Raw genomic sequence first — 12098 nt, 5'->3', positions numbered from 1 at the left:
AGGGGTGGGTTATCCACAGGCTCCCACGGGCCGCTTTCCGGCCAGTAATCTCACGTTCATGGACCTAAGGCACCTCGGCCGCACGGGCCTGCGCGTATCCCGGCTCGGGCTCGGCACGCTCACCTGGGGGCGGGACACCGACGAACACGACGCCGCGGATCAGCTCAAGGCGTTCTGGGAGGCGGGCGGGACGCTGGTCGACACCGCGGATGTGTACGCGGACGGCGGCGCCGAATACCTCCTGGGCCAGCTGCTGGAGGGGCTGGTGCCGCGGCGCGATCTGCAGATCGCCACCAAGGCGGGCAGCGTCCCCGACCCGGACCGCCGCTTCGACGGCTCGCGCGGCCATCTGCTGGCCGCGCTGGACGCCTCGTTGGAGCGGCTGGGCACCGATTATGTCGACCTGTGGCAGGTGCACGCCTTCGACCCCGGCACCCCGCTCGAGGAGACCCTGCAGGCGCTCGACCTCGCGGTCAGCAGCGGTCGGACCCGCTATGTGGGGGTGTCCAACTTCTGCGGCTGGCAGCTCGCCAAGGCCGCCACCTGGCAGCTGGCCTCCTCCGGTACGCACACCCCGCTCGCCAGCACACAGATGGAGTACTCGCTGCTCCAGCGCGGTGTGGAGCGGGAGGTGCTGCCCGCCGCCCTCGATCTGGGCCTCGGGCTGCTGCCGTCCTCGCCGCTGGGCCGCGGCGTGCTCACCGGCAAGTACCGCCATATGACCCCTTCCGACTCGCGCGGCGCCTCCGAGCTCGCCGCCTTCGTCGCCCCGTACCTCGACGAGGAGGCGAGCCGGATCGTCGAGGCGGTCGCCATAGCCGCCGACGGCCTGGCCACCACCGCGCTGCATGTGGCCCTCGCCTGGGTCCGCGACCGGCCGGGCGTCACCGCGCCGATCGTCGGCGCGCGCAACGCGCAGCAGCTGAGGGCCGCGTTGTCGGTGGAGAGCCTTAGTCTTCCGGACGAGATCTGCCAGGCGCTCGACGATGTGTCGGCGCCCGTGCACCGCTATCCCGATCAGGACTGGAGCACGCTGTGACGACCGACCGCCTCGCCGGCGAGGCCGCCCAGGGGGCGGAGCCCCAGAGCCCCGGGGGCACGACGCCCCCGGACCCCGCCCCGGGGGCGGCCCGGAAAGGCGCCGGGGCCGCGGCCGAGCAGCCGTCCGCTTCCGGCGCGCCCTCGGCGGGGGCCAAGGAGGGCACCCCCGCGGAGGCGGAGCCCCAGGACGCCGGGCCCCCAGCGGCCCCGGACCCCGCAGCCGCGCAGGCCACCACGCCCGGCGCTTCCGGGCAGGAAGCCACCGCCCAGGCCGACCCGGGGGCGGAGCCCCAGGATCCTGGGGGCGCGACGCCCTCGGAGCGCACGCCGGGCGGCGAGCCCGCCGCGACCGAGCAGGCCACGGCCGGCGCGCCCGCGGCCGGGGCCGACGCGGACACCCCCGCTCGGGCTTCCGGGCAGGAAGCCACCGCCCAGGCCGCCCCGGAGACAGAGCCCCGGAGCCCCGGGGGCACGACGCCCCCGGACTCCGCGCCAGGCGACCAGCCCGCCGCGGCCGAGCAGGCCACGGCCGGCGCGCCCGCGGCCGGGGCCGGGGCGGACGCCCCCGGCGGGGCGGCTGCCCAGGGCATCCGGGCCGAGGTGGCTACGGACGGCGCGCCGGACGACGCTGCCCCGGGAGGGGCGGAGCCCTCGAAGAGCGAGGGCTCGCAGGGGAAGGGGCGGTCCGCTGCCGCTGAGGCGTTGGCCGCCGCTGTGCGGGCCGTGGAGAGCGGGGAGCGGCCGGCCGCGTCGTTCTTCAACGACACCGCCCCGGCGCGCCGTGCGGCGGCTCCCGCCGCGCCCGTCGCCCCGGCCGCGCCGGTGCGTGAGCAGCCACCCCGAAGAGAGGTCCCGGTCCGGCCGGGCCGCGAGGCCATCGACCTGGGCGACGTCCGGCAGGTGCTCGCGGCGGGCGGGGCCCCCGAGAGCCTGGCCGGGCCGGTCGTGGAGGCCCTCGGCGAGCGCGCGGCCGAGGCGTTGCGCGAGAATCCCTGGCAGCTCCTCGCCGTGCCGGGCGTACGCCATGACCAGGCCGACGGATTCGCCCGTGCCCTGCTCGGCCCGGCCTGTGACCCCGGCGACGAGCGCCGCTCACAGGCGCTCACGGGCTGGCTGCTGGAGCGCGCCGCCCTGGAGGGGCACACCGCGCTGGAGTCCGCCGCGCTGCGCGCCGCGCTCGCCAAGGTGGGCGTGCCCGACCCGGACGAGGCGCTGCGCAGCGCGATCGCGGACGGTGGGGTGCTGGTCTTCCAGGACGCGCTGGACGCGCCCGGCGGCGCCCGTGCCACGGCGGAGAGCGACGACGCGGACGCCGAGCAGCCGGTCCGGGTGCTGCTGGGGCTGGACCGCTACGCACTCGCGGAGGAGAGCCTGGCCGACGGTCTCGCCCGGCTTGCCGCCACCTTCGCCGAGACGGATGCCGTGACGGGCGGCGAGACGGGCGCGCCCGACTGGGAGAGCGCCGCCGCCGGTGCGCCGACCTCCTCCGCCGCCGAGCTCATCCGCACCGTCGCGGCCCACGGCCTGGTCACGCACAGCGGCGGCGAGGCGGCGCGCGCCGAACCGGCGGCGCTGGTCGCCGCCGCGCGGGCGCTGGGCCTGCGGGCGTACGCCGCCGCGCACAGCGAGGACGGCAGGCGGCGGCTGGCCGCGACGCTCGAAACCACCGGCCCCGACGGGACCCCGGCGGCCGTGACCGTCGCCGGGCTGCTGTCCGGCGCCGAAGGGCCGGGGCGCGACGAGGAGGGGGCGCTGGCCCTCGATCTGCTCGCCGTGCTGGACGCGCCGCAGCTCGATGTGGAGACGGCGGCGGTGCTCGTCGAGTCGCTGCCGGACGGCGCCCGGCTGGTGCTCAGCGGCGACCCCGGGGTGCTGTGGTCGGCCGGCCCCGGGCGGGTCTTCGCGGATCTGGTGGCCGCCCGCCGCTGCCCGCACGTCGTCTCCCGCACCCCCGACCCGGGTCCGATCGGCGAGCTGGTCTCGGGGATCGGGATCGGCGAGCTGCATCAGGTCGAGGCGCCCGGCAAGGAGGTCGTGATCGTGCCCGCGCGCGACGCGGGCGAGGCGGTGCACCGTACCGTGCAGCTGGTCGCCGACTCGGTGCCGCGCGCGATCGGCGTGCCGTCGGAGCAGACGCAGGTGATCACGCCGGGCCATGGCGGCGCCGCCGGGACCCGTGCGCTGAACACCACCCTGAAGAACCGGCTGAACCCCGGCCCCGGCCGGTTCGGCGGGTTCGACCCGGGCGACCGCGTGGCGTACACCCCGGCCCCGGGCCGTACGGTGCCGGGCACCGTGGTCTCGGCGGACGCCGAGGGGCTGCGGCTGGACTGCGCGGGTGCGCCCATGGTGGTGCCGCGGGAGGAGGTCGGCGGCCTGGTACGGCACGGCTGGGCTCTCACCGCGCACCAGGCGGCCGGGATGCGCTGGCCCGCGGCCGTCGTGGTCCTGCCGGGCGACGCGGCGGCGGGGCTGACCCGGGCCTGGGTCTACACCGCCTTCAGCCGCGGTGAGCGCCATCTGTCCGTGGTGCACGGCGCCGAGGGGGCGCTGCCGCGGGCGGTGGCGGAGGTTCCGTATCTGGACCGCACCACCCGGCTGCGGACCCTGCTCCAGACACAGGCCCCGGCCACCGGGTGAGGGTGGGGCCCGGCTCCACGCCATCGCCGTACCCCGGCCGGTGGGCGGCCGGGCCCCGGACGGACCCCGCCTGGCTCGGCCGCGCAGAGTAACCGTGCGGAGATGCTTGACTCAGATCAGGCATCTCCGCGAGGGCACCCTGGGCCCCGGCCCTCAGGTGCCGGGTTCGAGGACCTCCAGATCGTCCTCGTCCTCCTCGTCGAGCCCCTCGTCGAAGACCGAGCTCACATCGAAGCGGCACAGCACCAGCTGCGGATCCGCCTGATCGAAGGGGGCGGCGAGCCACTCCCCCGGTTCGGCGGGCTCGTCGGCGGCGGTCACCCACAGGGTGGAGTCGCCCTCCTCCAGGCCGAACTCCTTGTGCCGGGAGGCGATCTCATCCGGCTCGAACTCCCCGAAGAGCACCCCGAGGGCGGCGTGCACGCTCTCGCCGGCGGCGGGGCCGCCCGGGCGGCCGTTCCCTGTCTCCACGTCCGGATCCAGCTCGGCGATCCGCTGGGCCTGCGAGAGCAGCCGCTGCGGTTCGACGATCGCGTAGTCCCTGCGGATGAGCACGCTCAGCGCGCTCGGCTCCTCGGGTCCGGCGTACGCGGGGAGGTTGTCGTCGCCAGGGATCTCAAAGGGCGTCACCTCGTCGTAGGCGTCGTAGAGCAGCTCGTCGTAGACCTCGGCTGCCGCGGCCAGTTCGTTGAACGCGGCGTAGACGGCCGGGTCGCCTTCCCCCGACCGGCGTTCGACAGCGTCGAGGTGACGATCCAGTGCGGCTTTCACCGCTTCGGCAGCGGCGCGTACCTCGGCAGCGGATGGCTGGGCAGCATCAGACATAGTGCAGACGCTATCCGTAGCAGGGCAGTTCCCGCACAATAGATGCGATGCCGGAATACGAATTCTATGACGTGTACGTGCCGCGCGGGGTTTCCCGCAAGGCCACTACCCGCCTGCTCACCGACCATGCCGAGTACGGGCACTGGGAGTTGGACCGACTGAGACTCAACCCCGACGGCAGTCGCCGAGTGCGCTTGCGCCGCCGGATCATCCGCCAGCTTCGGGCGACCTGGTAGACCGCCGGGACGGCGAGCGGGCCCCGCGCACGGCGGGGCCCGCCGGGAGTGACGCCACAGTCACACGGCGTGTGCGGTGCGGTGTGGGTCAGCGCCGCACGGCGCGGGCGCGACGGTAGAGCACTGTGCCCGCGAGCAGCATGCCCGCGGCGGCCGGGATGGCCAGCTCAACGGGACCGGCTCCGGTGTGGGCCAGCTGCTCGGTGCCCGGAGCGTGGGAGCCCCCGAGGTTCGCGGACGGGTCGACGCCATGGGCTCCGGACTGCTGCCCGTGGTGGTGCGAGCCGGGCTGGTCCGTGTGACCGCCGGGGTTGTTGTGCCCGGGGTTGCTGGGGGTGCCGGGGTTGTTCGGCTGGCCCGGGTTGTCCGGCTGACCGGGGTTCTCGGGCTGGCCCGGGTTATTGGGCTGGCCGGGGTTCCCGGGCTGTCCCGGGTTTTCGGGCTGACCCGGATTCTCGGGCTGACCGGGGTTGTTCGGCTCCCCCGGCTCATTGGGCTCGCCCGGGTTGTCCGGGACGGCCGGGACCAGCTGACCGCAGTCGCCGCCGCTGCTGTTGCCGAGGGCGGCCACGCCGATGTTGTTCCCGCACACATTGACCGGAACGTCGACCGGGGCCTGGACATTGTTGCCGGAGCCGATTCCGGCCGAATCATGAGTGCTTCCCTGGGCCTGGGAGCCGCCCGCCTGGGAACCACCCGAGCCGCCCGAGCCGCCGCCGGACCGGTCGCCGCACTGGCCTCCGCCGGCGCCGTTGAACAGCCCGATGACGCTCACCGTGTTTCCGCACAGGTTCACCGGGACATGCACCGGGGCCTGGATGGAGTTGCCCGACACGATCCCCGGCGAGTACGCGGCGCCGCCGTCGGCCCCCGAGCTCGCATGGGCGTAGCCGCCGGTCACGGCCAGCACGCCGCTCGCCGCCGCTACGGTGATCAGGCCCTTTTTCGCAACCTGTCGCATAACTTTCTGCTCCCCTGCCTTCCGTCCTGAACCGGAACGCGTGCGGGCGGAACCGCCCGCACCCCCATGCCCGGGCACCCCCGGAGTGCGTGGCGCACGCTCCGAGACCGCCCGGGATCACATCCCGATGGACCGTGACCCAACGTCACGTGATCGATGCGGTAGTTGCCGAGGGCGGGGCACAGCACCCACCCCCTTCTCGGCATCGCGGCCCTGTCACGGGCCGCACACCCCATGTAACGAGGAAGGAGCAATCAAGCTATCAAGCTACGACACCATTCACCCTTTTTGGTTCCTTCGGTATGTGTGATCGATTAGGCCGATCGGTTTACCTCCTCGGCGCGCCTTCAGCACGCGTCCAGGAACCGGTCCAGCACCCTGACGCCGAACTTCAGCCCGTCCACCGGCACCCGCTCGTCGACCCCGTGGAACATCCCGGCGAAGTCCAGCTCCGGGGGCAGCCGAAGCGGTGCGAAGCCGAAGCAGCGGATGCCGAGGTCGTCGAAGGACTTCGCGTCCGTACCGCCCGAGAGGCAGTACGGCACGGCGCGGGCGATCGGGTCCTCGGCCTTCAGCGCCGACTGCATCGCGTCCACCAGCGCCCCGTCGAAGCTGGTCTCCAGCGCCTTGTCCGCGTGCACGTCCTCGCGCTTCACCCGCGGGCCGAGGATGCGGTCGAGGTCGGCGAGGAACTCGTCCTCGAACCCCGGCAGGAAGCGCCCGTCCACATGGGCCGTCGCCTGCCCCGGGATCACATTGACCTTGTAGCCGGCGCCGAGCATGGTCGGGGCGGCGGTGTTCTGCAGGGTGGCCCCGATGATCTTCGCGATGCCACCGAGCTTGGCGAGCGTCTCGTCCATGTCCTCGGGGTCGAGCGGGGTGCCGAGCGCGTCGGACAGCTCGTCCAGGAAGGACCGTACGGTCTTGGTCACCCGGACCGGGAACTTGTGCCGCCCGAGCCGTCCGACCGCCTCCGCCAGCTCCGTGATGGCGTTGTCGTTGTTGGTCATCGAACCGTGGCCCGCGGTGCCGTCCACCGTGAGCCGCATCCAGTGCATGCCCTTCTGGGCGGTCTCGATCAGATAGAGCCGCAGATCCTCGTTCACGGTGAACGAGAAGCCGCCGACCTCGCCGATCGCCTCCGTCACGCCCTCGAAGAGCTCGGGGTGCTCATTGACCAGGTGCCGCGCCCCGTACACCCCGCCCGCCTCCTCGTCGGCGAGGAAGGCCAGCACGATGTCGCGCGGGGGCTTGCGGCCGGTGCGCAGCCGCTCCCGCACGACCGCGAGCGTCATCGCGTCCATGTCCTTCATGTCCACCGCGCCCCGGCCCCAGACGCAGTCGTCCACGATCTCGCCGGAGAAGGGGTGATGGGTCCAGTCCTCGGCGTTGGCCGGTACGACGTCGGTGTGGCCGTGAATGAGCAGCGCCGGACGGGACGGATCCTCGCCCTCGATCCGCGCCACCGTGGACGCCCGGCCCTTGTGGGACTCGAAGATCTTCGGCTCGAGCCCCACCTCGGCGAGCTTCTCGGCCACGTACTCGGCCGCCGCGCGCTCGCCGGGCCCGGAGTGATCGCCATAGTTACTGGTGTCGATCCGGATCAGGTCGCGGCAGAGGTCGACCACCTCGTCCTCGCCCCTGACCGTGCCGGTCGTCGCGGCGTCCGATAGCGACTCACTCACGCTGCCTCCTCGTCGTTCGCTGCCGCGGAGCGCCCATGAGCGGGCCGGACCGCGACGGGGTCCTCCGCCATCCTCCCGCGCCCGCCCGCCCAGCCCAAGGCGGTCATGTCGTCGCCATGCCCCCGTCACACAGCCCTCCCCCGGCCCGCCCTTGGCCGGGCAACCGCGCGTGATCGAGCACGCCCGGATGTTTGCTATGGTTTTCCACGTCGGAACGGCCGCGGGCCGAACGGCAGACACCTGGTCCGGGTGGCGGAATGGCAGACGCGCTAGCTTGAGGTGCTAGTGCCCTTTATCGGGCGTGGGGGTTCAAGTCCCCCCTCGGACACGTTTACTCCGCAAAGAGATGGTGCTGGTCGATTATCGGCTGGCACCATCTGTGTTTTCCGTGCGCCCGGTCGAGGGGTGAGCGATGGGTGGGTCGGCGGCATCTGCCGAAACCGGGGAGCTGAAGCGGCACCTGGGCGTCTTCGACGCCGTGGTGATCGGGCTCGGGTCGATGATCGGCGCGGGGGTCTTCGCCGCCCTCGCGCCCGCCGCGGCGGCGGCCGGATCCGGGCTGCTGCCGGGCCTCGCCCTGGCCGCGGTGGTGGCGTACTGCAACGCCACCTCCTCCGCGCGCCTGGCCGCCCGCTACCCGCGGTCCGGCGGCACCTATGTCTACGGCCGCGAGCGGCTCGGCCCCTTCTGGGGCTACCTGGCCGGCTGGGGCTTCGTGGTCGGCAAGACCGCCTCCTGCGCGGCGATGGCGCTGACCGTGGGCTCCTACGTGTGGCCCGGCCAGGCGCACCTGGTCGCGGTCGCCTCCGTGGTGGCGCTGACGGCGGTGAACTACGTCGGCGTGCGGAAGTCCGCCTGGCTCACCCGGGCGATCGTCGCGGTCGTCCTGGCGGTCCTCGCCGCCGCGGTCACCGCCTGTCTGACCGGCGGCACCGCCGAGGCCACCCGCCTGGAGACCGGCGCCGACGCCGGCTTCGGCGGGGTGCTGCGCGCTGCCGGGCTGCTGTTCTTCGCCTTCGCCGGCTACGCCCGCATCGCCACCCTCGGCGAGGAGGTCCGCGACCCGAAGCGCACCATCCCCCGCGCGATCCCCCTCGCCCTGGGCATCACGCTGGTCGTCTACGCGGCCGTCGCCGTGGCCGTGTTGTCCGTGCTCGGCCCCGATCGCCTCGCCCACGCCGCCGCGCCGCTCGCCGACGCGGTCCGGGCCGCCGGCGTCCCGGGCCTTGTCCCCGTCGTGCGCGTCGGTGCGGCTGTCGCGGCGCTGGGCTCGCTGCTCGCGCTGATCCTCGGGGTCTCGCGCACCACGCTGGCCATGGCCCGCGACCGCCACCTCCCGCACGCCCTGGCCGCCGTCCACCCGCGCTTCCAGGTCCCGCACCGTGCCGAACTGGCGGTCGGCGCGATCGTCGCCATCCTCGCCGCCACGGCCGATGTGCGGGGCGCGATCGGCTTCTCCTCCTTCGGTGTGCTGACCTACTACGCCATCGCCAACATCTCCGCGTGGACGCTGACCCCCGCCGAAGGAGGCCCTGCCCGGATCGTGCCCGTGCTCGGCACGGTCGGCTGTCTGGCCCTGGCCTTCGCCCTGCCGCTGGTCTCGGTCCTGTGGGGAGCCGCGGTGCTCGTGCTCGGCGTCGGCGTCTACGGCCTGCGCAAGGCGGCCACCCGCGCCTGACCCGTCGTCCGGCCATGGACGCCATGGACGGGCCAGGCCAGGGCAACCACCGGCGCCAGGGGCGGCCGAGGTCGGGGTCCGGGGCGTTCTCCTCGGCCCAGATGCCTCGGACATGGCCGATATGGCGTCGCATGAGGTCCTCCGCGCCGTCTGCGTCGCCCGCCTCGATGAGGTCCAGGAGTTCGGCGTGCTCGTATGCGGAGTAGCGCGCTGCCTTCGGTCAACGTCCTGAGGCCGTACAGCCGGGAACTGCGCGCAGTGAGCGCACGATGTCCAGCAGCCGGGCGTTCCCGGCGAGTTCCAGCAGGGCGAGGTGGAACCACGGCGTGCGTGGGTGTGCCGCGCATGGTTTCTCCCGGTTCCGGTCAAGGGGGCCTCCTGCCGCCGGGTAGCCGGCGGCGCGCGCCGGTCAGCCGAGTCTGCGCCGTAGCTGCAGGGCGTAGAGCAGCAGCAGCGAGGGGGCAATGAGCAGCGCCGCGACGCACGAGACCGCGAAGAGCACCCACAAGGTGGGTGCCGGGGCCGCGGCCTGCTGGGTCGTCAGATGGGTGCCCAGCAGATAGGGGTACTGGGCGACGCCCCAGCCCGCCACGACGGTCGCGATCGCCGCCGCCGCGAGGGTCCGTACGACGACATGGGAGCGGTGGCCGAACAACAGGGCCAGGGCGGCCACCCCGAACACCGCCGAGGCGATGAGCAGCGGCAGCCCGTCCGTACGCAGCTGGTGGAAGAGGCGTGGGGCGTCGGAGCGGAGGACGAACACGCCCGCGAGCGCCACCGCGCCCGCCGCCGCCCCCGCCCCGAGGGCGCGGCGGCGGAAGCCGCGTTCCAGCGCGCCGGCGCGGCGTTGCCGGGCCGCGCCGGCCAGGAAGACGGCGGCGAGATAGGCGCAGGCGGCGACCGCGAGGATGCCGCCGAGCAGGGAGGTGGGGTTCACCCAGGAGGCCAGGGCGTCGCCGTGGCCGCCCGTCGGGACCCGGCCGGAGGCGATCGCGCCGGCCACGGTGCCCATGAAGAACGGCGTGCACACCGAGGAGAGGGCGAACGCGGCGCCGGTGACCCGCTGGTGGGCGGTGCGCAGAAGCACCTTGCGGAAGGCGAAGCCCGCGCCGCGGACGACGATGCCGAGCGCGGTCAGCCCGAGGGGGATGTACAGCGTGGTGGTGATGGCGGCGAAGGCCGGGGGGAAGCCGGTCCAGATCATGACCAAGCAGAAGATCAGCCAGGTGTGGTTGGCCTCCCACACCGGGCTGAGCGAGGAGTCGATCAGCGCGCGCGTCCGCCGCCCGCGTACCGCGCCTCCGGCGGTCAGATCCCAGAAGCCCGCGCCGTAGTCGGCCCCGCCGAAGAGGGCGTAAGCGATGACGCCGATGAACATCACGACCGCGGTGAGATCCGTCATGCCCCGTCACCTCCCCTGGCCGAGGGGGCCGGTGACGGGGCCGGCGGTGGTCCGTAGGGGACGCTGACGGCCGCGTCGCCCTCCGCCCGCCAGCGCCGGTGCATGGCTCGCAGCGCGTACCCGGCTCCGATTCCGACCCCGAGGTAGATGGCGAGCGCGGCGCCGAAGAAGGGCCACAGATTGCCGGTGGTGGTGACGGCGTCCCTGGTGAGCAGCAGCCCCACGACCGTCCAGGGCTGGCGGCCGACCTCGGTCACCACCCAGCCGCTCTCCAGGGACACCATGGCGACCAGGCCCGCCACGGTCGCGCAGCGCAGGAACCACCGGCTGGTCGGCACCGTACGCCGTCGCCACCACAGCCAGGCGAACCAGGCCGACAGCAGGAGCAGCAGCGTGGCGGTGCCGACCATGACGTCGAAGGACAGATGGACGACGGTGACCACGGCGTCGTCGGGGCGCACGGCGGGAGGGACGGTGTCGAGGCCCTTGATCCTGGTGGAGGGGGTGAAGCCGGCGAGGAGGGAGGCGACGTTCGGCAGGGGGACGCCATAACGTACCCGCCCGTCGACGAGGACTCCGCCGACGACCTCCGCGACATGGTCGCCGGTGGTGGGCAGCAGCTCGATGGCGGCGAACTTGGCGGGCTCCTTACGGAAGACCTCACGGGCGATGATGTCCCCCACCACGAACTGCAGGGGCATGGCGATGGCCGCGGTCGTGAAGGGAAGCAGAAAGCCCAGCCGGTGGTAGCGGTCGCGCCGGCCCTTGAGCAGGCCGCTCGCGTAGACGCCGGCGACGGTGAAGCCCGCGACGATGTACGCGGCGAGGAGCATATGCACGGTCTCCCACCAGAACGCGCCGTTGAAGAACACCTCGGCCGGGACCACATCGACGACACGCCCGCCCCGGAGCACGATGCCGCCCGGCTGGTTCATCCAGCCGTTCGCGGCCACGACCGACGCCGTTCCGCCGACGCTCGACAGAGTCACCACGATCCCGGTACAGAAGTGCGGCCAGGGCGGGAGCCGGTCCCAGCCGTAGATGTAGATGGCCATGAAGATGGCCTCCAGGAAGAAGAAGAGCCCCTCGATGGCGAACGGGAACCCGAAGGCGGCGCCGTACCGGCCCATCAGACCGGGCCACAGCAACCCCAGCTCGAAGGTCAGCACCGTCCCGGAGACGGCCCCGACGGCGAACAGCACGGCGGCCACCTTCGACCAGCGCCGGGCCAGGAGCAGCGCCTGGTCGTCGCCGTGGCGCAGCCCGCGGCGGTGAGCGAGCAGCATGATGAAGGTGAAGGCCACGCCGAAGGGCACCAGCACGATGTGAAAACCCAGGGTGAAGGCCATCTGCTCGCGCGCGGGCAGGAGTTGCGACGGCTCGGCGACGGCGGCCGGCAGCCCGGACACCGCCCGGAATGCCAGATATGAAGGGGTCACCCGGACATAGTCGGCTTCGCACCGGGGGGTGGCGCAACCACCCCGGTGCCCGGATGGAGCGACGTCACTCGCGCGGCCCAGCCGCCCGCCGGCCCCCATGGCTCCGTCGGTGGCTGGGTACGCTGCTGCGGACGAAGGGAGCCGACATCCTCAGCCCGCACGGCACCCCCAAGCCCTCCCGGGCCGCGCTG

General features: G+C 73.5%; 9 protein-coding genes, 1 tRNA gene and 1 pseudogene. 5 read left to right on the top strand and 6 right to left on the bottom strand.

The genetic code is table 11. The features are described from left to right. Positions 1 to 58: 58 nt before the first annotated feature. The gene (locus ABZS71_RS16850; RefSeq protein ID WP_355844232.1) at positions 59 to 1039 is read left to right on the top strand and encodes an aldo/keto reductase; all 981 of its coding nucleotides are present in this window, start codon (positions 59 to 61) and stop codon (positions 1037 to 1039) included. After that, positions 1036 to 3681, top strand: a complete 2646-nt coding sequence (locus ABZS71_RS16845; RefSeq protein ID WP_356210796.1) for a helix-hairpin-helix domain-containing protein — start codon at positions 1036 to 1038, stop codon at positions 3679 to 3681. Before ABZS71_RS16850 ends, ABZS71_RS16845 begins: the two co-directional genes overlap by 4 nt. A 153-nt stretch (positions 3682 to 3834) precedes the next feature. Here the strand turns inward: ABZS71_RS16845 and ABZS71_RS16840 are convergent, their stop codons facing one another. Further along, a complete protein-coding gene (locus ABZS71_RS16840; RefSeq protein ID WP_356210793.1) occupies positions 3835 to 4506 on the bottom strand; it encodes a hypothetical protein in 672 nt (223 codons plus the stop codon). Positions 4507 to 4553: 47 nt separating this feature from the next. Between ABZS71_RS16840 and ABZS71_RS16835 the strand changes: the two genes are divergently transcribed. Further along, complete coding sequence (locus tag ABZS71_RS16835; RefSeq protein ID WP_355844238.1) at positions 4554 to 4742, top strand: DUF5703 family protein; 189 nt, start codon at positions 4554 to 4556, stop codon at positions 4740 to 4742. An 88-nt stretch (positions 4743 to 4830) separates the two neighbouring features. Here the strand turns inward: ABZS71_RS16835 and ABZS71_RS16830 are convergent, their stop codons facing one another. Further along, positions 4831 to 5703: a chaplin family protein gene (locus ABZS71_RS16830; RefSeq protein WP_356210791.1), complete on the bottom strand. Its 873-nt coding sequence runs from the start codon at positions 5701 to 5703 to the stop codon at positions 4831 to 4833. Positions 5704 to 6050: 347 nt separating this feature from the next. Then, on the bottom strand, positions 6051 to 7388 hold the full coding sequence (locus ABZS71_RS16825) for a M20/M25/M40 family metallo-hydrolase (protein WP_356210788.1): 1338 nt from the start codon (positions 7386 to 7388) through the stop codon (positions 6051 to 6053). A 243-nt stretch (positions 7389 to 7631) separates the two neighbouring features. On the opposite strand from ABZS71_RS16825, the gene ABZS71_RS16820 reads away from it, so the two are divergent. After that, positions 7632 to 7716 (top strand) — tRNA-Leu (locus ABZS71_RS16820). Positions 7717 to 7800: 84 nt separating this feature from the next. Continuing rightward, positions 7801 to 9066: an APC family permease gene (locus tag ABZS71_RS16815; protein ID WP_356210786.1), complete on the top strand. Its 1266-nt coding sequence runs from the start codon at positions 7801 to 7803 to the stop codon at positions 9064 to 9066. A 127-nt stretch (positions 9067 to 9193) separates the two neighbouring features. Here ABZS71_RS16815 and ABZS71_RS16810 read toward each other — a convergent pair. The 3 genes and pseudogenes from ABZS71_RS16810 to ABZS71_RS16800 form a co-directional block, all read right to left on the bottom strand. Continuing rightward, positions 9194 to 9262 (bottom strand): annotated as a pseudogene (locus tag ABZS71_RS16810) (hypothetical protein); the annotation flags it as partial. Between the two features lie 213 nt (positions 9263 to 9475). After that, positions 9476 to 10468, bottom strand: coding sequence for a cytochrome d ubiquinol oxidase subunit II (locus ABZS71_RS16805; protein ID WP_356210782.1), 993 nt, complete (start codon positions 10466 to 10468; stop codon positions 9476 to 9478). Continuing rightward, a complete protein-coding gene (locus tag ABZS71_RS16800; protein WP_356210780.1) occupies positions 10465 to 11907 on the bottom strand; it encodes a cytochrome ubiquinol oxidase subunit I in 1443 nt (480 codons plus the stop codon). Before ABZS71_RS16800 ends, ABZS71_RS16805 begins: the two co-directional genes overlap by 4 nt. Positions 11908 to 12098: the final 191 nt, after the last annotated feature.

Source organism: Streptomyces sp. NPDC005393, assembly GCF_040606675.1.
Classification (GTDB): Bacteria; Actinomycetota; Actinomycetes; order Streptomycetales; family Streptomycetaceae; genus Streptomyces.
This window is presented reverse-complemented; position numbering and strand designations above follow the sequence as displayed.